This is a genomic window from Metabacillus sp. GQ13 (assembly GCF_059758525.1).
This window is the reverse complement of sequence record NZ_JCAXET010000024.1, coordinates 1-21,793: the sequence shown is the minus strand read 5'-3', so window position 1 is coordinate 21,793 and position 21,793 is coordinate 1. Positions and strand designations below refer to the sequence as shown.

General features: G+C 34.3%; 18 protein-coding genes and 11 tRNA genes. 4 read left to right on the top strand and 25 right to left on the bottom strand.

The genetic code is table 11. The features are described from left to right. Nucleotides 1–117 precede the first annotated feature (117 nt). Complete coding sequence (locus AC6CHR_RS22655) at nucleotides 118–1,008, bottom strand: amidase domain-containing protein (RefSeq protein WP_498251321.1); 891 nt, start codon at nucleotides 1,006–1,008, stop codon at nucleotides 118–120. A gap of 204 nt (nucleotides 1,009–1,212) precedes the next feature. Here AC6CHR_RS22655 and mscL point away from each other — a divergent pair, with 204 nt between their 5' ends. Further along, entirely contained in the window at nucleotides 1,213–1,581 is a 369-nt protein-coding gene (gene mscL / locus AC6CHR_RS22650; RefSeq protein WP_498251320.1) for a large conductance mechanosensitive channel protein MscL, read from the top strand. Between the two features lie 471 nt (nucleotides 1,582–2,052). On the opposite strand, the gene AC6CHR_RS22645 is transcribed toward mscL, so the two are convergent. Continuing rightward, entirely contained in the window at nucleotides 2,053–2,529 is a 477-nt protein-coding gene (locus tag AC6CHR_RS22645; RefSeq protein WP_498251319.1) for a CarD family transcriptional regulator, read from the bottom strand. Between the two features lie 351 nt (nucleotides 2,530–2,880). Further along, nucleotides 2,881–4,017 (bottom strand): tRNA epoxyqueuosine(34) reductase QueG, encoded by a 1,137-nt coding sequence (queG, locus tag AC6CHR_RS22640; RefSeq protein ID WP_498251318.1) that lies wholly within the window; start codon nucleotides 4,015–4,017, stop codon nucleotides 2,881–2,883. A gap of 103 nt (nucleotides 4,018–4,120) precedes the next feature. On the opposite strand from queG, the gene AC6CHR_RS22635 reads away from it, so the two are divergent. Further along, nucleotides 4,121–4,783, top strand: coding sequence for a B3/B4 domain-containing protein (locus AC6CHR_RS22635; protein WP_498251317.1), 663 nt, complete (start codon nucleotides 4,121–4,123; stop codon nucleotides 4,781–4,783). A gap of 100 nt (nucleotides 4,784–4,883) precedes the next feature. Here AC6CHR_RS22635 and AC6CHR_RS22630 read toward each other — a convergent pair. Beyond that, nucleotides 4,884–4,957: transfer RNA gene (locus tag AC6CHR_RS22630), tRNA-Gly, on the bottom strand. 187 nt (nucleotides 4,958–5,144) lie between these two features. Between AC6CHR_RS22630 and manA the strand changes: the two genes are divergently transcribed. After that, a complete protein-coding gene (gene manA, locus AC6CHR_RS22625) occupies nucleotides 5,145–6,092 on the top strand; it encodes a mannose-6-phosphate isomerase, class I (protein WP_498251316.1) in 948 nt (315 codons plus the stop codon). 59 nt (nucleotides 6,093–6,151) lie between these two features. Here manA and AC6CHR_RS22620 read toward each other — a convergent pair whose 3' ends face one another. After that, nucleotides 6,152–6,424, bottom strand: a complete 273-nt coding sequence (locus AC6CHR_RS22620) for a hypothetical protein (RefSeq protein WP_498251315.1) — start codon at nucleotides 6,422–6,424, stop codon at nucleotides 6,152–6,154. Nucleotides 6,425–7,055: 631 nt separating this feature from the next. After that, nucleotides 7,056–8,321, bottom strand: a complete 1,266-nt coding sequence (gene thrC, locus AC6CHR_RS22615; protein WP_498251314.1) for a threonine synthase — start codon at nucleotides 8,319–8,321, stop codon at nucleotides 7,056–7,058. A 159-nt stretch (nucleotides 8,322–8,480) separates the two neighbouring features. On the opposite strand from thrC, the gene AC6CHR_RS22610 reads away from it, so the two are divergent. Then, entirely contained in the window at nucleotides 8,481–9,371 is an 891-nt protein-coding gene (locus tag AC6CHR_RS22610; protein ID WP_498251313.1) for a LysR family transcriptional regulator, read from the top strand. Nucleotides 9,372–9,670: 299 nt separating this feature from the next. On the opposite strand, the gene AC6CHR_RS22605 is transcribed toward AC6CHR_RS22610, so the two are convergent. The 19 genes from AC6CHR_RS22605 to AC6CHR_RS22515 form a co-directional block, all read right to left on the bottom strand. Then, on the bottom strand, nucleotides 9,671–10,369 hold the full coding sequence (locus AC6CHR_RS22605; RefSeq protein ID WP_498251312.1) for a YetF domain-containing protein: 699 nt from the start codon (nucleotides 10,367–10,369) through the stop codon (nucleotides 9,671–9,673). Between the two features lie 170 nt (nucleotides 10,370–10,539). Next, the gene (locus AC6CHR_RS22600; protein WP_498251311.1) at nucleotides 10,540–11,097 is read right to left on the bottom strand and encodes a CBO0543 family protein; all 558 of its coding nucleotides are present in this window, start codon (nucleotides 11,095–11,097) and stop codon (nucleotides 10,540–10,542) included. A 520-nt stretch (nucleotides 11,098–11,617) separates the two neighbouring features. Then, nucleotides 11,618–11,866 carry a hypothetical protein gene (locus tag AC6CHR_RS22595; protein WP_498251310.1) on the bottom strand — a complete coding sequence of 83 codons (249 nt, stop codon included), beginning with the start codon at nucleotides 11,864–11,866 and terminating at the stop codon, nucleotides 11,618–11,620. Nucleotides 11,867–12,097: 231 nt separating this feature from the next. Beyond that, complete coding sequence (locus tag AC6CHR_RS22590; protein ID WP_498251309.1) at nucleotides 12,098–13,675, bottom strand: response regulator transcription factor; 1,578 nt, start codon at nucleotides 13,673–13,675, stop codon at nucleotides 12,098–12,100. After that, a complete protein-coding gene (locus AC6CHR_RS22585; RefSeq protein ID WP_498251308.1) occupies nucleotides 13,656–15,479 on the bottom strand; it encodes a sensor histidine kinase in 1,824 nt (607 codons plus the stop codon). Before AC6CHR_RS22585 ends, AC6CHR_RS22590 begins: the two co-directional genes overlap by 20 nt. A 351-nt stretch (nucleotides 15,480–15,830) precedes the next feature. After that, a complete protein-coding gene (locus tag AC6CHR_RS22580) occupies nucleotides 15,831–17,111 on the bottom strand; it encodes an ABC transporter substrate-binding protein (protein ID WP_498251307.1) in 1,281 nt (426 codons plus the stop codon). Nucleotides 17,112–17,205: 94 nt separating this feature from the next. Further along, complete coding sequence (locus tag AC6CHR_RS22575) at nucleotides 17,206–18,033, bottom strand: carbohydrate ABC transporter permease (protein WP_498251306.1); 828 nt, start codon at nucleotides 18,031–18,033, stop codon at nucleotides 17,206–17,208. Then, nucleotides 18,033–18,899, bottom strand: coding sequence for a carbohydrate ABC transporter permease (locus AC6CHR_RS22570; RefSeq protein WP_498251359.1), 867 nt, complete (start codon nucleotides 18,897–18,899; stop codon nucleotides 18,033–18,035). The genes AC6CHR_RS22575 and AC6CHR_RS22570 overlap by 1 nt, the downstream gene beginning before the upstream one ends. Nucleotides 18,900–19,189: 290 nt before the next feature. After that, nucleotides 19,190–20,413: an arginine deiminase gene (locus AC6CHR_RS22565; RefSeq protein WP_498251305.1), complete on the bottom strand. Its 1,224-nt coding sequence runs from the start codon at nucleotides 20,411–20,413 to the stop codon at nucleotides 19,190–19,192. Between the two features lie 270 nt (nucleotides 20,414–20,683). Further along, a tRNA-Leu gene (locus AC6CHR_RS22560) sits at nucleotides 20,684–20,766 on the bottom strand. Between the two features lie 88 nt (nucleotides 20,767–20,854). Beyond that, nucleotides 20,855–20,943 (bottom strand) — tRNA-Leu (locus AC6CHR_RS22555). Between the two features lie 15 nt (nucleotides 20,944–20,958). Beyond that, nucleotides 20,959–21,032: transfer RNA gene (locus tag AC6CHR_RS22550), tRNA-Cys, on the bottom strand. A gap of 10 nt (nucleotides 21,033–21,042) precedes the next feature. Continuing rightward, nucleotides 21,043–21,117: transfer RNA gene (locus AC6CHR_RS22545), tRNA-Gly, on the bottom strand. Nucleotides 21,118–21,181: 64 nt separating this feature from the next. Beyond that, nucleotides 21,182–21,256: transfer RNA gene (locus tag AC6CHR_RS22540), tRNA-Gln, on the bottom strand. Between the two features lie 27 nt (nucleotides 21,257–21,283). Then, nucleotides 21,284–21,359: transfer RNA gene (locus AC6CHR_RS22535), tRNA-His, on the bottom strand. A gap of 15 nt (nucleotides 21,360–21,374) precedes the next feature. Continuing rightward, a tRNA-Trp gene (locus tag AC6CHR_RS22530) sits at nucleotides 21,375–21,448 on the bottom strand. Nucleotides 21,449–21,459: 11 nt separating this feature from the next. Continuing rightward, nucleotides 21,460–21,543 (bottom strand) — tRNA-Tyr (locus AC6CHR_RS22525). A 15-nt stretch (nucleotides 21,544–21,558) separates the two neighbouring features. Next, a tRNA-Thr gene (locus AC6CHR_RS22520) sits at nucleotides 21,559–21,631 on the bottom strand. A gap of 35 nt (nucleotides 21,632–21,666) precedes the next feature. Then, nucleotides 21,667–21,739 (bottom strand) — tRNA-Phe (locus AC6CHR_RS22515). Nucleotides 21,740–21,793: the final 54 nt, after the last annotated feature.

Sequence of the window (21,793 nt, the reverse complement as noted above, 5' to 3'; positions counted from 1 at the left end):
ACCTCATCTATTTTCTCAGAAAAGTGATGACCGTCAATTAGCTCACACCATTAACAAGGTACATAGCTAGTCTAACGTCATACTTTAATTTGTACTAGTATAAATAGTATACCATTGTTATTTCGAACTGGTATCATCGATGATTCGAAAAAATGTATACTGAATATTAGGTGTATACGCAGTTGAGTCTTCATATGACCAATAACGCATACGACTATTATAAGTTTGTGCATTTACTAAGGGCATATTCTCTTGATCCTTAGCAACTACAAAGGTTGTATGATCATAACGTCCATCACCTTGAAAATCATAACAAATCACATCTCCAGGCCTTAATTGATCAGCACTAGTTACAACTTTTGCCCTTAACCCTATCTTTGAATGAGTCAAAAAGCTTCTCATCGCATTGGCAACCGTCCAGCTAAAACTCCAATTGTTTTGTTGCATCCACCATCCAGAGGATCGATTTGGATATCCTCTCATTGAAGCCCCACCTGCATGTAAACATTGAGAGATAAAGTTCGTACAATTTACTTCGAAGTTTTTATAGCGTGGATTCGTACTATCCCACCATCTCTCAGCATATTGAACGGCAGCAAGGCGATCATAGATAAAATTAACTTTTTCTCGGGGTTCTTTCGTTTCTATCTCATGCCCAATTTCCTGATTAAAATCTTCCACCATTATGTCTTCAACAAGCTCATTCTTATATAAACGAGCCTTGCGATGCTCAATTCTTTCCTCTATAAAAAATAGATCTTCTTGCTTATATAACCATTTATAGTGACAGGTATATTCCGCATCCCTTAAATCCTTCGTTTGTTCCATCTCATTTGTAATACTAATCTTTGCACTACCCTTGACTACCTCTATTTTTCTTCGCTCAATTGACAGAAGCATTCGTTCAAAAGCCTGATACTCCAGATCATTTCGTCGATATTTTATCTTCCTTTTATTAATTAGCCACTCAAGTCTTTCTTCATGTAAATCGGAAAGTACCTTCTTCAAGACATCACCACCATTACGTAGTTATTACTACAAGGTATGTAGATAGAAAATAGAAATGCTGAAATTTTCATCCTAGGAAATTAATACATATGAAGCGATTATTAGCGTGTAATCGATATATACCCTAATTACGAGTTGATTAGTATAATGTTTTACTCTAACATGAAGGGATTGTACATCTTATATAATCAGGAGGAAGAAAATATGATACAGGAATTCAAAAAGTTTGCATTAAAAGGTAATGTCCTTGATTTAGCTGTAGCCGTAATCATTGGTGCCGCTTTTGGTAAAATCGTGACTTCTCTTGTAGCAGATATTATCACACCATTAATTGGGCTTATTATGGGCGGTATTAATGTTAGTAAATTATCTTTAAAAGTTGGCGATGCAGTCATATTGTATGGAGCCTTTTTCCAATCAATCATCGACTTTCTCATCATCTCCCTTTCGATCTTTATGGTTGTCCGTTTCTTTAATCGTTACAAAAAGAAAGAGACTCCTCCAGCACCAGTAATTGATAAAAAAGAAGAACTGTTAGCCGAGATTAGAGATCTGTTAAAGGAAGCGAAGTAAGTTCATTGAAAAGCGGAAGAGCCTTGTTCAGACCCGACAAGCATAAGTCGCTGATGAAATGAAGGTGTCCTTTCCTTCAATTCATCAGTGACTTATGACTCGAGGGGCTAGGCTCTGGAGCTAAACACTAGTCGAAGTACAGAAATATTGTACTTTCTTATTTTAGAATAAAAGTGCAAGCACCCGTTTAGTTTTATAATATCTGAAATAATTAAAAAGGCCATTTCACTATGTATGTTACTAAGTGAAATGAGCCTTTTTAGGTTAAGTCATGATCTTATAACTTAATCATCATATTTAGGATTGGTGTCTGTGAAAATGGGATGTACGTGTAGAATTCACAAAGAGGTTACTACTGTAAAAATGATGTTGGAGATGTTGAGAGTTTAGAATGACTTTTCAAAAGGAGTTATCGCCAGTTAATTTTTGTATTTAAGTCATTCGGATAGATTTCTTAATAAAGCTTGATTTTTAGCTGAAGCTATTAATTTGATTTTCAGTGATTCCTTCAACTAGTTCTAGCTCGCTAATTAAAAATTCATGTGCTTTACTTAGCATTTTTTTTTCGCTACCATTCAGTGCTTTTTCTTTTTCCATCCGCAATAAATCGCGTACAACTTCAGCACCTTCTAGCATTTTACCTGTTTTTACTTTTTCAGAATTTATTTTATACCGTTGTTTCCACATAAGTGATCCATCTGATTCCCCATTCTGAAAAATATGAATGATGTTCTTTAAAGCATTCATATTAATTACCGGGCGTATACTTGAATTCAGCATTTTCTCGGTCGGGATCATTACTTCCATATTATTAATTGTCATTTTAATAATATAATACAGTCGCTTAGTTCCTGATATTTCTTTTTCTTCTATTGCTTGAATTATACCTACTCCATGCATTGGATAAACAATGTTATCGCCGATTTGAAACAAATAATCCACCTCCATGTATGGTAACCTATTTATCTTAACACACATACATTTTATTAGCAAATGTTTTATAATACCATACCTTTATTTTTCATGTCAATACATTTTTAAAAAGCCGCGTGCAAATATATCTCATGCTAATTCGCCCCTTTCATTCCACGCTCCAATACCTGGTTGCCTTACATTGATATTTGTCGAATAATAGATTTTTTATAAAAGTTGAAAGAAGCACCAGTTCGTCTCATTTCGCTTATTTACTTATTTATTCTTTTGAAAATCGCCTCAAATAGTCTGAGAGAACAAACTTTTAGTAAAAGAAATCGGCTAAAAAATAAAATGGCTATCTACCTTTTCATAGTAGATAACCATTTATTTCGTATTTATAAAAGCTAGACCTTTTGTAATTTCTGCCTTCACTTCATCATCTTCCTCAATATCGTATGCCTTATCCAATTCCTCGGCAACGCTTGGGCCACCAATTTTCCCAATTGCCCATGCAGCTGTTCCTCGGATCACAGGTCTAGGGTCTTGATGCATTAAGTCAATTAAATCCGGTAATGCCGTCGTATCCTTAAAATGAGCAAGTGCTAATATCGCATTACGTTGCAAAGGTTTCTTCCCTCGCCAAGAACCAGATATTGATCCATATTTCTCTTTGAATTCACGATTACTTATCGTTAGCAGTGGCTTTAATTTAGGTTTAGCGATTTCTGGGTCAGGTTCCATCTCATCATGAAAATGAAAATCCTTCCCTTTATTAACCGGACAAACAGTTTGGCATGTATCACAACCATATATTCGATTGCCAATTTTTGTCCGATATTCATCAGCTAAAAAACCCTTTGTTTGAGTAAGGAATGCAATACATTTAGACGAATCAAGTTGACCACCTTGAACAAGTGCACCAGTGGGACAAACATCTAAACACTTTGTACAGCTTCCACACTGATCCTCCATTGGTGAATCTGGAGGAAAGGGAAAGTTGGTAACCATTTCGCCTAAATATACATAAGAACCAAATTCAGGAGTAATGATCGCACAGTTCTTTCCACTCCAACCTATTCCTGCTCGTTCAGCTACTGCCCGATCTGAAAGCTCACCAGTATCAACCATCGATTTTATTTGAATATCTGGTATCCTCTCTTTTAAGAATGCCTCTAATTTCCCTAAGCGGTCACGGAGCACTGTATGATAATCCTGCCCCCATGAAGCACGACAAAAAATACCACGTCTATCTTCTCTCGTACTTTTTGGTGCATTTTTCAACTTCGAAGGATAAGCAAGAGCAATCGAAATAATTGAGCTTGCTTTAGGCAATAGTTTTATTGGAGTTACCCGTTTCTCAATATCACTTTCTTCAAAACCAGATTGGTAGCCTAACTCTTGTTGCGTAATCAGTCTTTGCTTTAATTCTTCAAACATATTTGCACTGGTAAATCCTATTTTATCTATGCCAATTTCTTTACTATATTCTATGACTTCACGCTTTAATTGCTCTATATTCATACCTTTTCCCTCCCTTCTTCTGTATAGGTGTTAAGCTGATGATAATGAATCTTGCTTCCATTATGATAGAATAAGAACACTACCATTGTGGAGGTATAAAATAATGGAAATTATTATTAGTGATGAATTAAAAAAGTTGATTCCTGAATTTAAGGTCGGAGTTGTCCGTTACGAAGGTATTCATATCTCAGATTCTCCGCAAATGCTAAAAGGTCGATTGCGTTTGTTTCAGGAGTCTATTTACTTTGACTATACTGACAAGAGTGTAACAGAAATACCCGCAATAAACGAGTGGAGAAAACTTTTCAAGTTAGTTGGTACCGATCCGAGCCGCTATCGGCCATCTAATGAAGCACTTTATCGTCGTGTCCAAAAACAACAATATCTACAAAATGTGAATTCTGCTGTAGACCTGAATAACTTTTTATCATTACAATATCAAATTCCCTTGGGAATTTATGATACAGACAAGTTTAACGGAGATATTACGATAAAAATAGGACATGATCAAGAATCCTATTTTGCGATTAATGAGCGCGAAGTATCTTTGAATAAAAAATTAGTATCTGCGGATCTTCAAGGGCCATTTGGTAGTCCTTATCTAGATTCGAAACGAACAGCAGTTACTGAGAACACAAAACATGCACTCCATCTTATCTATTTTCAGCCATCATTAAGTAAAGACCGTGCAACCCAATTATTACAGGCGTTATCAACCATGTTTACCCAAATACATGGTGGAAATGCAAGTTATCAAGTTATTTAGATAGGTGCATCACTTTAGCTAAGTAGCAAAACGCATTAAAAAACGCAATGCCTCGTTTATCTAAGAAACGAAACACTGCGTTGCAGCCAATTATTATGTATGGAGCGGGTGAAGGGAATCGAACCCTCATCATCAGCTTGGAAGGCTGAGGTTTTACCACTAAACTACACCCGCAAGACCATGTTTAATATTATAACAAGAGTCTCGTCAGCAATCAACAAATTTTTTAATTAAACGAGCGAACTTTGTCGAGTAGCATTAGAAAAGTTTCTGGCTTTAGTATCCTAATAATTTCTTTTACCTTTTCTATCTTTTAGCATAAAATAGAATAGGTAAAAGATAGAAGGAGGTAGTTTTAATTTTGAGTAGAGAACCACTTTTTTTTAATCCAATATTTAAAGACCGAATATGGGGTGGTACACAATTAACATCCTTTAATTATAGTATCCCTTCAGACACAACTGGGGAGTGCTGGGCCTTTTCTGCACATCCTAATGGTCAAAGTGTCGTTAAAAACGGGGAATATGAAGGGGTAACCTTGGGTGATCTTTGGGATAAACATCGTGAATTATTTGGAAATATTGAAGGCGATCGTTTTCCTCTATTAACGAAAATTCTTGATGCAAATCAAGATTTATCTGTCCAAGTACATCCTAATGATGAGTATGCTAGAGTCCATGAAAATGGTGAACTAGGTAAAACAGAGTGCTGGTACATAGTTGATTGTGAAGATGGTGCAGAAATTATTTATGGTCATCATGCACAAACAAAGGAAGAATTAGTACAATTAATTAAAGCTGGTAAATGGGATCAACTCTTACGTAGAGTAAAAATTAAACCAGGTGATTTCTTTTTTGTACCAAGTGGAACGATCCATGCAATCGGTGCTGGTACGATCATTCTAGAAACTCAGCAAAACTCTGATACAACCTACCGTGTATTTGATTTTAATCGCAAGGATGCAGATGGGAATTTACGAGAACTACATATCGAAAAAAGTATTGAGGTAACAGAGACTCCATCTTCTCATACAGAAGTATCACCAAGTACGGAGCAAATTGAAGATGTGGAGATTACCACTTATGTAGAGTGTCCTTATTTTACTGTTCAAAAGTGGAGCATTTCTGGCAATGCAACTCTATTACAGGAAAAACCATTTACATTAGTAAGTGTAATTGCTGGTGAAGGCGAAATAATAAAAGAAGGGAATCGCTACAGCTTTAAGAAGGGCGATCATTTCCTACTACCAAATGAATTTGGTGAATACAGCCTTGACGGTCATGCTGACTTAATTGCATCATATCTGTAATTTAATAACACATATTATGCAGGCTATCTGATTTCTAGATAACCTGCATGCTTTTTATATTATATAAACTGCATGAAGCTAACAATCACAGCAATAACACTTATTCCCGTTACAATTATCCATTTGACTAACTGCAAGTGATGTTCATTAATCGCGCTCTCTATCTCTATCTTTGTTGCGAATTCTTTTTCTACTAAAATTCGATCAACAAGCGCTCTAACATCATTTTCATCAAGATGACTAGAATGGATGTCTTCAAAATGTTCTAGCTTATGACCAATCTCTTTCAATTTGATTGCCACCTCTTGAATTTTCAATTCTGAATCTTTCACACTACTCCCCCCTATATCGGTATTCTATATCTTATTCATTAACTATTGATTTCGGATGGGTTCTATCATTATCTTTGGATACTTAAATCTTAGAAATAGGAGAGTAACCTAATATAATATCGTAGATTCCTTCGTAAAAGAAGAAGCGCAAGAAGTGTTTCTTTAAAGCCTATTTCTAACAGTTTGTTGCGATTAAGTCTAAAAAAAGGTCACTAGATTATTCTATATACAATTTTAAGTAATTTTAAAAGAAAATTGCTTAGTCTTTTACCAAAAAGCACGAAGACAGGCTACATATGTTGCTTCATAAATCTAATGATGCATTTTCGATCTGAATTATTTATGCGTTGATGACAGAGTAAAATGATATACAAGCATTGATATACCTAATGGAACATATTATCAGGACCTAACCCAAAAAGGAGAATACATATTAGACATGTCTAATATGTATTCTCCTTTTTATTCCATTAAAGCGGCCTTTAACAGAAGACTAGATTTCAAGATAATCTTAAAAGACTTTAATATTAATCTTCATCCCATTTCTTAGTCAAAACCAGAATTCTGTAACAAAGTAGTTGTTAAATACATCGTTTATATTAATGAACAAACCTGCAAAAGAAAATAATACTTATAAAACTAATCCTTTAATAGTATGAAAGGATAAAACAACGTCCTGTATTGTGTTTCTAAAAGTTGAAGTAGTACTTTCACCTGAATGGTAGAAATCCAAAGTATCAGTATCCTTTAAAATATTTCCCGTTATGATACATAATACAGACTCGTCTTTATCTATTACTTTTTGTGAAATTAAATTACGAAGGCCAGCAATAGTTGCTGCGGATGCGGGTTCACACCCAATTCCACTTTTGTCAATTACTGCTTTTGCATCAAGAATTTCTTCATCCGATACCGATATGGTAACTCCAGTTGTTTGTGTTAACGTTTTTAGAGCCTTTTTCCAACTCGGTGGGTTACCAATATTTAAGGCGGAAGCTCGAGTGTATGGAAAACGCTCAGGGGTAAGTTCTTGTTTTTTTTGAGCTACCATCTTATGAAATGGACTCGCCCCCTCTGCTTGTACAACTGCAACTCTCGGCATTTTATCTATAAACCCCAGCATAAACAAATCCTGCAATCCTTTCCCTAATGCCGTTGCGTTACTTAAAGCTCCTCCAGGTACGATAATCCATTCTGGTAACTTCCAGTTTAAATTTTGTGCTATTTCATAAATAATACTTTTTTGTCCTTCAATTCGAAATGGATTAACAGAGTTACAAATATATAGACCCAGATCACTGCTGTGCTTCTCTAAAAATTGAATTCCATCATCATAATTTCCTTCAACGCTAAATACTTTTGCTCCATATGCTAAGGTCTGCAATACTTTATTTAAAGAAATGTCTTTATTAGGAACAAAAACATAGGAATCTGCACCAGCAATTGAAGCATACATAGCCAATGAAGAAGAAGTATTTCCAGTTGAAGTACATGTAAACTTCTTATATCCTAAAGATTTCCCATGAGAAACAGCTACAGTCATGCCATTATCTTTAAATGAACCACTAGGGTTCTCACTTTGTGCTTTTAAAAAAATTTTTCTTACACCTGTATACTTTTGTAGTAATTCAGAAGAGTAGAGCCCTGTATTTCCTTCATACTTTGTGACAATAAAGTCATCTGATAGCTCAGGGGAAATTAGTTCTTTATATCTCCATACTCCACTCGCGTAAGGAGTCATCCGTTCAGAAAGTCGTTCTCTAAATAATCGTTTTAATAATTCAGTATCATATTTTTTAAAATCATGTACTACTTCAAATAACCCGCCACACTTACAATTATATTCAAACTCACCTGAAGATAACGCCTCACCACAATCGACACATACTAATTTCATTATTATCAGGGCTTCTTATGCCCCTCTCACCTCACTATAAATAAATTCCTTGATAATTATCTTTTATAATTTTAGAATAAAGGAAAGTTTTTGATAAATCTAATATATGTTTATTATATATTCATAAATTTCATTTATGAATCAAGGAGTGATGATAGAATGAATCTTCATGCATTAAGACTATTTCATATAGTTGCTGAAAAAGGAAATGTTACCCGTGCTGCTGAAGAACTTAATATAAGTCAGCCTGCTGTATCAGCTCAAATAAAAAAATTAGAACAAGAAATCGGTTTATTATTATTAGCCCCCAAAGGGAGGGGTATCCTTTTAACCGAAGCTGGTCGTCACCTTTCTAAGCAAGCAAAAAGACTTTTTTCTCTTGAGAAAGAAGTTGCAACTTACATTGATCAATACAAAAATGGTTCTGTTGGTAAACTACGTATCGTCGCAACTTATCTACCCGCAAATTTTCTATTGCCAAAATGGATTGCTCGTTATAAACAAAAACACCCTGATGTTGAAGTTGAATTAACGACAACTAATTCCCAAAAAGCAATCGAGCAACTAATCAATTATGAAGCAGAAATAGCTTTCATTGGTGGAAGGAAAGAGTTTAATCTACTCATTAGCAGTACAGAGTTATTTGAAGATGACATGTTGTTCGTAGTACATAAAGATCATAAGTTTGCATTCAAAACCATTACATTAGCTGAGATTGTAAAAGAACCTTTTGTGTTTCGAGAAGAAGGCAGTTTTTCAAGAGAACAGTTAGTGTCGCTTTGTAAAATGAACAACATTCAGGAGCCAGTCATTGGATTACAGATTAATGGATTAAATGAAACCATTAGAACGGTGATTGAAGGTTACGGAGTAACATTTGTTTCCTCTCTAGAAGTAAAGGAGTATATAGACCGTGGAGAAGTAGCAAAAGTAAAGATAGATGGGATTGAATTAAGAAATCCGATTTCTTTATGTACAAGAAACAATGATCAACTCTTACAACCTGCACATAACTTGTTAGAGGTGGTTATTAATCAAGATAATACTTGATGTTTTGCTCCATTAGAAGTGAAAATAGTGTTTAGTATTCCTTCGATAACATGTAGGATGAACTTTAACAATGAATAGATTTTTCAGAAAGTATCTAGAACAGGAATATTTAAAATTGCAGTCAGAAAAACAACCTCCGCATATCGTGAGGCTATGAGTATTATAATTGAAGCTTGTTCTTTATATGTATATATATGAGGAATTAGAGAACTTTCGGAAAACGTAGGTCAATTACATGCAAATTAATTATCAAACGGAAAGTTATTATTATTCTAGACAAAATCATAAAATTTTTGAATTTAATGTAACATATCATTTTTATTATCGATATATAAAGATCCATCTTTTTGAACTTCAGCGTAAAAAACATCAGAAATAGAATTGATTCCGACTAATTGTAATTGCTGTTCCAACCATTGTCTGTTTAGGTTTAATTTTTCTAAGTTTGAAGTAACAATTTTACCGTCCGAAATAACTTCAGTAGAAATAGGAAAAAGAGTAGGTTTATTTTGTTGGATATAAATATCTGATTTTGTTATAGATTGTTGAGTTTCTTTTTTCATAACTGTCAGATTTCCGTCTGTTTCAAAAATTGCATAATCAACATCAGAAACAGCAAATATATTTTTCTTTCTCAGTAAAGAATTCAATGCATCGACATCTAAACGTACTTTTCGAAGTTCATCTTCCATGATTTGACCTTTTTTTATGAGGATTTTTGGTACACCTTCTATGACGTTACGAGCTTTTTTCGATTTTATATCTATAAGTCCTAGGGCAATAGTAAAAGCACTCCAACCAACTAAAGCTATTACTCCATTAAGTACACTTAGATTTGAATCAATAGCAAGAGATGCTCCAATTGTACCAATCGAAATGCCAGATATAAAATTAAAAAAAGTCATTTGGGAAAGTTCTTTTCTACCCATCATTCTGGTTAACGTAAGTAGAGTAACAAACGCAAGAAACAACCTAAATATTAATTCTAAGATCGACATGGTTTTCCACCTTATTGTTTATTTACTTAGAATTAATGTTTCCAAAAACTTATTTCTAATACGCATTCCAGATAAATGTAAAGTAAGAAAGGGTAAGGAAATCAGTGAAATTATCAAACGAAAAGACAAAAAGAATAAGAATCGAATAAAAAAGGACTTATTTTAAGTACTTATTCGTATCTAGAATTAAACAATTTACTTTTTGCTATTTTGTTTGATAGTAAAAATAACAAAATATAGATAGGGAAAGAGTAGAAGTTACTCCAATGGATTGGCTTATATAAATCTAGAAACATAGCTATAGGTTCACCAACAAATGAGGCAAATATTGCATATATTACCCCTTTTAAAAATGGTGACCACTGCGGCTTAAACTCAATCATGAACATTGTAGAAACAGGTAATAAGGTGAGATCCCATGGACAATATCCGGTTATAAAAGGAAAGATGTTGTACGGATAGATCCATAGACTGAATTGTAGCCCAATTGAATCAAGTACTAAAGAAATAATAGCCATAAAAAAACCTGCTCGAAGTAGATCACCTGTATATTCTCGGTTGTGTAATTTCCACCATAGAACCCAAGGTAAAGTACTTAAAAATAAGCCTAACCACCATCTAGGAGTGAACAATATTTCCTGTTTCCATTTATCAACAAATGAATTAAAAGCGTGATTAAAATTAGAATATACTTGAAGAATATCTTTATTTACTTCCACTGTTTTCATGTGTCCCCTACTTCTCATTATGTAATATGTTTATTATTTTACCTATTCTCTTTTTTATACAAATAATTGATGAATTGATTAATACCAAATAAGAGAAAAAGATAGATCATACATGAGATTTCTCTCGACTAAATCTTTTGACCGGGCGTCCATCTAAGGCAGTGAATCACTGGAAGTTATTTGATGGAAACTTATTAAAATGCTCTCGATAATTTTACAGAAGAATATTTCAGATTACGCACGGAATTAGGAAAAGATGAATTAATTGGTAAATCAAAAAAGTAATTGGACCTCTGTAGCTAGTTTTAGTAGGTTCACCAGAATTTTTATACTGTAATAATATCGAGAAGAGGAAGCATTTCATCTATGATATTATTTCCTTTTCCACCAAACCACTCCTTCTTATAGTTAAGTAATTATGAAATTATTTAAGTGTGATTGGAGTTTTCATTATTTTGTATTGTCGCAGTTCGCAAAAAGAGCCACCGTATTGGTAGCTCAAATTAGACCCCGTTTTTATTTATACAGTCGGATTACTTGGTGTAACACTGGTTTGAGATTGTTGTTCTCCTTCTACAAACGTAACTTGATGTTTCTCAATATCTTCAATTTTAAGTAATTGAACATGGTGATAAGGTCTACTTCTTTCATCAACTGATGCTATCCATCTAAAGAATTCTGTTTTTCGTATATAACCTGCACGCGGATCAAAAAATGTCCAAGGACTTCCATATGGCTCAACAACTGGTAACAATAGGGTAACAAGCATAACATTCTCCCTTTATTTGTTTTCAATATTGTATGTATATGACCTTAATATTGATTTCTAATGAGTGAAAAGGTCTTTTTATACTGTTAGATAAGACTAAATCGAAAAACAACTATATTTACTAAAACAGCTTCCTTAAAATGAAAGCAAATTTCGATATTTTTTCATAACGTCCACATAAAAAGAGATTGACTCCCTAGGGTTCAGTCAACCTCTTCAAATTTTTTAGATTTATTCCTTTTTAACTATCGAGAATCGGTATTCATTAGGTGTCATTCCTACACTTTTTTTGAATACCTTGCTAAAATACCGTTCATTTTGATAGCCGACTTTAAACGAAATTTCATAGATTTTCAAATGTGGATTTTCCAGGAGTTCCTTAGCCTTTTCTATTCGGATAGCTGCTATATAATTTGTTATCGTCTCTTTATATTCCTGCTTAAACTTTCTTGAGATATACTCTCGACTTAAATAAAAGCGTTCAGCTATATCCTGCAAGGTTATATCCTTTTCATAGTTTCTGCTTATATACGATTCTATTTCTTGGATACTATTTTTCCCCTTTTGATATTTCATCTTACAGAGAAGATCAATTAGTTCATGAAATTGCTTTTGTTTCTCTTCCTTAAATTTCTCGAATGAAAATGTGCCATCCGCATTCCAGTAATCTAAACCAGAATAATAAGGATTATCTTCACTAATCTCATATTCCTTCACCCAATTTTTTCTTAATAACTCAAATTGCTCTTCCCACACGTTTATTTGTTCTAAGGATAGAATATGCTCTGTTTGTAATGTTTGAAAGATACCGTATAGCAACTCATCCACTTGTTCATTGCTTCCACTTTGCAATGCCCACATTATATTTTGTGTATAATCCAATAGATGAAGTAATGGGCTAAATGAAATATCCTTAGATGAAACAATACCATTTGCTCCTACGAGATCATGTTTTATCAGTGTTTGAAAAGCTGTTTGATAGGATTCCTGAAAATGCTGTGATATTTGACCAATTGCCACAGTAATGTTCATCCCATAATAAGTAAAAATACACCTTTGAATTTGCTCAATGACTATGGGTAGATCCGCTAGCTTCCAACATAAAACGATGATTTCATCTTCCTCATTCACGTTTCTAAAACAAACACCACTTTGATCAGTGAAAATGATTTCATTACAAATATTTAAGAGTGAAAAAAGGGCTAGATCTTTATCGCCATTGAAATTCTCTAAATTGATAGAATGAGTAGACAGAATAGCAATGACACTTTGAACAGAAGTAATATCTACCCCGAATTCCTTTTGTATTCGATCGATAACATGGGTAGGTACCCTTGGCTTCGTTATGATACTTGAAAAGATATGATCCCAATATAACGGTTTAACCTCATTCATCACTTTTGAATTCTCTAATGTAGATTTCCGTACAATCTCCTCTCTCTCCCATTCCTTTATAGCTCTTTCAATGGTTTCGTTTAAAATATCTGGTTCGATTGGTTTTAATATATAATCAAAGCTCCCATAATATATCGCATTTCTCATATAATGAAAATCATCATAGCCGCTTATGACAATTGTCTTGCAACCAAAATTTTCAGCATGGAGCCATTTTAGTAGATCAATTCCATCAATTTTCGGCATATTCATATCAGTAAAAATGATCTCTGGTTGCTTCTCTACAATAATATCTTTAGCTTCCTCACCATCTCTAGCTTCAAATATTTCGACAATACCAAAACGCTTCCAATCAGCTAAGAGCAGTAATCCTTCTCTTACATGCTTTTCATCATCAATTATGATCGCTTTCATATGTACCCCCTTTATCTAATGGAAGCTTGATCGTGACCGATAATCCACCATCAGCATGATTGTTTAGTTGAAAAGTAGCGCTCTCGCCAAAATATAATTTTAAACGTAAATAGACATTATTTAGCCCTATATTTGTTCTGTCATTTACCATCTTCTGCTTAGCCTGCCTAAACGATTGATTTATTTCATTAAGACGATTTTCACTGATTCCCCTACCATTATCACGAATATTTATCAATAATTGTTCTTCTGCTTCTACCCTTTTTCCAATAATCTTTAACTGACCAGTCAAATCATTGCCACTATCAAATCCATGCTTAAAATAATTTTCAATAATAGGCTGTAGGATCATCTTTGGAATCATGATTCTCATATCTTTCTGATCAAATTGTAAGGAATATTCAAATTGGTCACCGAATCTTTCCTTTTGCAGTAAAAGAAATGCACTAATAAAGTCTATTTCCTTTGATAATGGAACCAAATCCTCATCAATGTTCATTCCATACCTCATTATTTTTGAAAGATGTGTAACCAATGTATACACTTGAGGAACATTGTTCTTTAATGCCAATGTACCAATTGATTGTAAAGCATTATATAAAAAATGTGGATTTAGCTGTGATTGCAAAACCTTTAATTGGTTTGTCTTATTTTCAAGCTCTAGCTTATACTCTCGATTAATTAATTCATTTATCCTACCAATCATTTGGATAAACCGATCACCTAAAACCCCAATTTCGTCATTCCCCAAAGATTTGAAATGGACATTCATATTACCATCTTCGACCTTTTTAATATTTTGTAGTAAAACCCTAATGGGTGATGTAATCTTAAATGATACAAAAAGAGTAGCTAGAATCACAAGACAAAGACCTACTATACCAAATAAAATGTTGATTTTCGCTACACCCAAAGCACTTTCAAATACAGATGTATAAGGTATTCGTTTAACTAAAATCCAACCACCTGTGGAATCAGTTAGCTTATCATACATCATTAATCCTCTAAATGAATCTTTCTCCCATTCCATGGTGCCATTCGAATGTTTTGTACGTATAATACTTGATATCCATTCTTCTTCTTCAGATACTTCGTTATTTGATTGATAAATTAATTCCCCATCCCTACTTAAGAGATAGAATTCTTCTTTATCCTTATCATATAATTTTTCACTAATGTCTAGAATTTTATCAGGGGCAATATCTAAAGATATATACCCTAATAATTCATTTGAAGGTATATCTTGTAATGCCCTATGCAAGGTAAAGACATCTCTACGTTTCTCTTTCTCTCTTTTAACGCTTTCTTCTTTGATAACTTGCATAGGTTCAATATAGATGAATTTCGGATTATTTCTCGCCTGTTCATAATTTTTTTTATCAAGATTCTTGACTAATGGGGAAAACACAACGCTAGATCTTTTCGATACAGATACATTTTGATTGCTTTTTTCAAAAACAATATTAACTCGATTAATATTCTCTTCGGCATAAAGAATCGTAAGAATGACATTTTTAACAGTCTCTCTTGAAAGATAGTCTTCACTTTCTGAATGACTGTTCTGCAAATAATTCATAAAATCAAGATTGTTGTAAAACGATAATGTTAGGTTATTTAATTCATTCATATACCCTTCTAGATTTACTTTACCTTGATATAAAAGGTTGACATTTTCCTGAACAAACTGATCTTTTAATGACTCTTTTGTATATAAATAAGTTGTCACAATAGAGGTTCCAAATGGAACAATTGTTATTAGTAGGAGAAGTACAATTAGCTTGTTTCGTATACTCGTTTTAAACATATGGAACCTCCCCACTGTTTATAAAACCTTATGTACTTAACCTTATCTTCTTGTTCATTTAGAAAAGATCCTAAAGGCAGAAGAGAGAAGCACAATATGAATTGTCTATCCAAATTAAACCGAAAATAGACAGCCCTCTCATAAAAAGTGATATTCGTTTTTAATATGGGCTGTTTTACTTACAAACGACTCATGTACACGTTTTAAGTATATCATCGTGCTCTTTTCGTTAAATTACTCTGATTTCCCTCTAAAGGTTGCTTCAATTTATTAGTACTAGAGCCATAAACTTTTAGAAAAAAGACTTAATAATATAAAGAGCATGCCTATGATAGACATGCCCACTTTAGTTTACTTCATATTATCCCAGGTTGCTTGAAATTTTTCTAACAATTGATCATAGTCAATTTTCCCAGCGGCATATTCCTGGATTGTTGCTGCAAACTCTTTGTTTGATCCATCTGGCCACTTAAACCAAGTCCATGGTATCGTTTTTTCCTCTTTTGAATAATCCAATACTGATTGACCTAAACCTCCCAATTCCGCTGCCTCGATATTATCGAATGCTGGGATAAAAGCAAATTCTTCAGTTATAAAACGTTGACCTGTTTCTGAAGATACCATCCAATTTAAGAATGTTTTCGCTTCTTCTAGATGTTCAGATTTTTTATTTAATACCCAGTTATTCGGTACACCTACAGGTAAAACATCAGCACCTGCTTCATCATTAAGTGGTATTGGTAGGAAGCCCATATTTAACTCAGGATTAACTTCATAAATCATATTTTCAGTCCAGTTTCCTTGTTGTAGCATTGCCGTTTCTCCTGAAGCAAATAATGTTACTTGTGTATTATAATCTGTTGTTAATGGATTACCATTAGCATATTTAATTTCTGTATCAATTACTTCTTTAAATTGTTTAAATTGCTCATTATCTACAAATGAAGCAGTTCCATCATATAAGCCTTTAATAAATGCATCTGGATCATCTTGTTGTGCGAAAGGAATATTTAATAAATGTTGTCCAATTACCCACCATTCACCGTATCCTGCAGAAAATGCTTTTATTCCATTATCCTCTAGCTTTTGTGCAGCTTCTTTTAACTCTGAAAGGGTTTTTGGTGCTTCTGTAATACCTGCTTTCTCAAATAAATCTTTGTTATAGACAAATCCGTATCCTTCAAGATTTACTGGCATTCCATAGAGCTTTCCATCTGTATCTGTCATCGGAACCTTTCCAATAGGTAGTACATGTTCAACCCATGGCTCACCAGAAAGATCTGCTAAATGTTCCTTCCAAAGTTCAAGCTCTTTAAATCCACCATTGTTAAAGATATCTGGTTCTTCACCTGATGCAAACTTCGCCTTTAATGCAGCACCATAATCTGCACCACCACCTACACTTTCAAGCTTTACTTTTATATTTGGATGTTCCTTTTCAAATTCATTAATCATTTCTTGGAGCTGATCAGCTATTTCTACTTTAAATTGGAAGAAGTTCAACGTAACTGTTTCACCATTTTCATTTGAATCTGCAATACCACTGCTCTTATCTGTTTTGTTCGAATTACATCCAGCCAAAATCCCAAGAACTAATAACATTGAAATACTTAATAGGAAGAATTTTCTCATAATCGATTGACCTCCTTGATATTTTCTATTTATTTTATATAAATGTTCATACTAGAATTTAGTAATCCCAATATATAATAGGGTAACAGTGCAGTTACTTAATAGATCCAGCTGCAATTCCTTTAATAATATGTTTTTGTAAGAAAAGGAAGAATACAATAATTGGTGCAATTCCCAACACTAGTGCTGCAAGTCCCATATCCCACTGTTTCGTATATTGAGCAAAGAATGAACTAGTTGCTAATGGAATCGTTCTTAATTCAGAGTCCTGTAAAACGAGAAGTGGTAACAGGTAATCATTCCAAATCCATAATGTGTTTAATATGATTACTGTTACAGTAATTGGTTTTAATAATGGGAACACGATTCTCCAAAAGACACCAAATTGACTGCAGCCATCTATTTGAGCTGATTCCTCTATTTCTTGTGGGATTGTCTTTATAAATCCATGGTATAAGAAGAGTGATAATGAAACGCCAAATCCAAAATACATAATGATGATACCTGGTAGGCTATTCATGATCCCTAATGCTCCCCCTAGCTTCATGAGAGGTATCATGACTGTTTGAAAAGGAATAACCATCGCTGATACAAAGAATAGAAATAAAATCTTACTGAGCCTTCCGGGTGTTCTCACCATTTTCCAAGCAGCCATTGAACTAATCACAACAATTCCTGCGATACTAAAAACAGTAATGACTAATGAGTTTAGAAAAGCGTCTTGAAAACTAATAATCTCCCAAACTTTTGCATAGTTACTGAACAAAACTACTTTTGGTAACGCTGCTGCATCTATTAATATTTCAGAAAAGCCTTTGACTGAGTTAATTAAGACAAAGTAAAACGGAACAAGGAAGAGTAAGGCAAGCATAATCGCAAAAATCTCTAATAGAAATGTGCGTTTCGTATACTTTTTATTCATTATGCCTCAACCTCCTTTTTCTTTGTAAATGTTACTTGTACTGTCGTAAACACTGCAACAACAATAAAGAATAAAATTGATTTTGCTGTACCCAAGCCGTATCTATTATTCATAAAAGCTTCTTGATAAATATTAATCGCTACAGATTCTGTAGAATTAAACGGACCGCCACCCGTTAGTGACAGGTTCAAATCAAATATTTTAAATGCCATTGATATCGTTAAGAAGAAACAAATCGTAAATGCCGGTAATATTAACGGAATAATGATTTTAGTTAACATCGCCCAATTTGATGCTCCATCAATTTTTGCAGCCTCTAACAAAGATGTATCTACTCCTTGCAATGCAGCAATATAGATGACCATCATGTAACCACTGATCTGCCAAGCAAAGACGATGACAATCCCCCAAAATGCAGTTGTCTCATCACCTAACCAAGGTAGTTTAAAAAATCCAATATCCGTCATATTTCCTATCGAAGCAAACCCCTTTACAAAGATAAACTGCCATATGAAACCAAGTAATAAACCACCGATTACATTAGGAATAAAAAAGACAGTCCTTAGAATATTCTTTGTCTTTAATGCAGCATTTAGCAGTAAGGCAAAACCAAAACCAATAATATTACTTATAAATACTGCAGCCAACATAAACTTCGTTGTGAATAAAAAGGAATTGAAAAACTTCATATCATCTGTAAATATTTTTATATAATTTTCAAAACCGACCCATTCAACCGCTGAACTAACACCATTCCATGATGTAAAAGAATAATAAACACCCATAAAGAAAGGAATTATTTGAATGATAATAAAAAATAAAAGAGCCGGACCTACAAAAGCAGCATATGATAGGTACTTTTTCATTCGTACTTTTCTTTTTGCTTGAATTTCTAGAGGCGAATAATCTTGTTTTGTCCCAATTGTTTTTTCACTTACTTTCATACTCACCGACTAACACCACCTAACAGTCTATGTTTTTTGAAAACGCTTACTTTCTATCACTATTATAAATCTCTATTCGAGTTGTTACGATAAACTGAATTGACCAAAAAGGTACACTATTTTGACCTTAGACTTTTCAATAAACAAACCGAGATCGACTCCTGTATCTAAAGTCTACCTTCGGTTCTTCTATATGCGTAAACATAAAAACTTCATAGGTCCCTTCTAACTAACGGCATTGACATACACCGTGGACCCCCTCCACCTCTTGATAGTTCTGAACTTGGTATCTCAAGAACCTTAACACCATTTTGACGAAGTAAATGATTAGTAATTTCATTTCGATCATATGTGACCACAACACCTGGCGATATAGCTAACGTATTGGTTGCATCATTCCCTTGTTCTCGCAAGGTAGCTATCTTATCACCACCACCGCAATAGATAAAGACTATTTCGTCAATATTCAAAACTCTTTTTAACGTTGATTCAAGGTCAGTTTCCTCTGCGACCTTTACTTCAGTGGAACCAGTTACCACCTCCATAGTGTAAATCTTCTCAGTTAATAAAATTGGGTCAATGCAAAATTTATTTTGATCAACCATTGTAAAGATCGTATCAAGGTGCATATATGTTCTTGACTTTGGTACGCTAATTGCAATAATCCGTTTAAATCCACTTCGCTGTTTAAACAAATTAACTGAAAGTTGTTCAATTGCTTTAGCTGAAGTTCTTTCACTAATACCAATCGCAATCGTCTCTTTATTTAAAATTAATATATCTCCACCTTCAAGTGAAAACGGATAATCACGATCCAGCCAAACAGATATCTCTTGTTTCCTAAATTGAGGATGGAATTTTAGAATAGCTTGAAAAAACATTGATTCCCTCTGTCTATTTTGATCTTTCATATTATGTAATGTGATACCATTTCCTATTACAAAAGCTGGATCACGCATATAATATAGATTTGGTTGTGGCGGTATGTAAAAAGGAAAAGCATCTTCTATATATTCATGTAGATGTGATTTCTTCTCATTCATAATTTCCTCTTTACGGATTCCAAACATCAGACTTTTCACTAGCTCATGCACAGATAAGGATAATAGATATTCATTAATTCTTTGACCAATCATATTATCATCAAAAGGAGCTTTACTCTCAAGTAAAAACTGACTGATGAAAGACTCTTTTACATGTTTTATACTTAGTGTCTCTTCTATTAATTGATCCAAATAAAGTACCTCTACCCCATGATCTCTTAAAACGGTTGCAAATATGTCATGTTCCTTTTGTACTCCATGTAAATAGGGAATGTTATCAAACAATAATCGCTCGACATTTTGCGGTATGATATTTTCCAACTCTTTCCCTGGTCTTTTAAGGACAACAGTTTTTAGTAATCCAATTTCAGATGTTATATTTAGCGCTACCATTGATATGATCGACCACCTTCTTCACCTAATATAACTATTATTGACGAAAAGGAGGAATTAGTTCACTTATTAATAAGAAAAATCTGTAATTATATTTAGTTAAATGAAGGATGTTTTCGCAAGGATTGTTGTTTTGTGTATGGTATTAATGTACGTTATAAGCTTATGCTTCGTACTTTTTTCACTTAGATACTCTTCTAACTTCTTTTAAATAGCTTCTAAAAATAGAAAAAAGACCTCATACATTTACATGTACGAGGTCTTCTTTGATACCTGAGGCCGGACTTGAACCGGCACGCCCGCGAAGGCAGTGGATTTTGAGTCCACCGTGTCTGCCATTCCACCACTCAGGCAAAGTAAATTTTAAAAATGGAAATAAAAAATACGAACCCACACTTTTGAGTCGTATCCGTTTGCCAAGCTGACAAAACATTGTATAAATGGTGCCGAGAACCGGAATCGAACCGGTACGGTAGTCACCTACCGCAGGATTTTAAGTCCTGTGCGTCTGCCAGTTCCGCCACCCCGGCAAGGATGTAGTTATATGGAGGCGGCAACCGGATTTGAACCGGTGATAAAGGTTTTGCAGACCTCTGCCTTACCACTTGGCTATGCCGCCATCATAAAACTGGAGCGGAAGACGGGATTCGAACCCGCGACCCCCACCTTGGCAAGGTGATGTTCTACCACTGAACTACTTCCGCGATCTATCTATATATCCTGAACTCTTTATATGTTATGCAAGAGATGCAGTAATGTTTAAAAAAATGGCTGGGCTAGCTGGATTCGAACCGGCGCATGACGGAGTCAAAGTCCGTTGCCTTACCGCTTGGCTATAGCCCAATAATAATATATTTCCTTAAAAATAAATGGGGCGACTGATGGGAATCGAACCCACGAATGTCGGAACCACAATCCGATGCGTTAACCACTTCGCCACAACCGCCACGATATTTTTAATTGGCAGGGGCAGTAGGAATCGAACCCACATCAAAGGTTTTGGAGACCTCTATTCTACCGTTAAACTATGCCCCTATAAAGTTGAATGGTGGAGGGGGGCAGATTCGAACTGCCGAACCCTAAGGAGCGGATTTACAGTCCGCCGCGTTTAGCCACTTCGCTACCCCTCCATATATGTGAAACAGTGCCGGCAAGAGGACTTGAACCCCCAACCTACTGATTACAAGTCAGTTGCTCTACCAGTTGAGCTACACCGGCGTACTAAAATTCAAAATTCATTTCATAGTAAAAAGTGGCTCAGGACGGAATCGAACCGCCGACACATGGATTTTCAGTCCATTGCTCTACCAACTGAGCTACTGAGCCATATAAGTTTTTTATGGCTTCCACATAAGAAAATTAAAATTCATTAATTTGTAG

Bases quoted from the DNA above. Each gene is read 5' to 3' on its own strand.
- mscL (WP_498251320.1), top strand. From the start codon at position 1,213: ATGATACAGGAATTCAAAAAGTTTGCATTAAAAGGTAATGTCCTTGAT.
- AC6CHR_RS22645 (WP_498251319.1), bottom strand. From the start codon at position 2,529: ATGGAGGTGGATTATTTGTTTCAAATCGGCGATAACATTGTTTATCCA.
- queG (WP_498251318.1), bottom strand. From the start codon at position 4,017: ATGAATATAGAGCAATTAAAGCGTGAAGTCATAGAATATAGTAAAGAA.
- AC6CHR_RS22635 (WP_498251317.1), top strand. From the start codon at position 4,121: ATGGAAATTATTATTAGTGATGAATTAAAAAAGTTGATTCCTGAATTT.
- thrC (WP_498251314.1), bottom strand. From the start codon at position 8,321: ATGAAATTAGTATGTGTCGATTGTGGTGAGGCGTTATCTTCAGGTGAG.
- AC6CHR_RS22610 (WP_498251313.1), top strand. From the start codon at position 8,481: ATGAATCTTCATGCATTAAGACTATTTCATATAGTTGCTGAAAAAGGA.
- AC6CHR_RS22605 (WP_498251312.1), bottom strand. From the start codon at position 10,369: ATGTCGATCTTAGAATTAATATTTAGGTTGTTTCTTGCGTTTGTTACT.
- AC6CHR_RS22600 (WP_498251311.1), bottom strand. From the start codon at position 11,097: ATGAAAACAGTGGAAGTAAATAAAGATATTCTTCAAGTATATTCTAAT.
- AC6CHR_RS22595 (WP_498251310.1), bottom strand. From the start codon at position 11,866: ATGCTTGTTACCCTATTGTTACCAGTTGTTGAGCCATATGGAAGTCCT.
- AC6CHR_RS22590 (WP_498251309.1), bottom strand. From the start codon at position 13,675: ATGAAAGCGATCATAATTGATGATGAAAAGCATGTAAGAGAAGGATTA.
- AC6CHR_RS22585 (WP_498251308.1), bottom strand. From the start codon at position 15,479: ATGTTTAAAACGAGTATACGAAACAAGCTAATTGTACTTCTCCTACTA.
- AC6CHR_RS22580 (WP_498251307.1), bottom strand. From the start codon at position 17,111: ATGAGAAAATTCTTCCTATTAAGTATTTCAATGTTATTAGTTCTTGGG.
- AC6CHR_RS22575 (WP_498251306.1), bottom strand. From the start codon at position 18,033: ATGAATAAAAAGTATACGAAACGCACATTTCTATTAGAGATTTTTGCG.
- AC6CHR_RS22570 (WP_498251359.1), bottom strand. From the start codon at position 18,899: ATGAAAAAGTACCTATCATATGCTGCTTTTGTAGGTCCGGCTCTTTTA.
- AC6CHR_RS22565 (WP_498251305.1), bottom strand. From the start codon at position 20,413: ATGGTAGCGCTAAATATAACATCTGAAATTGGATTACTAAAAACTGTT.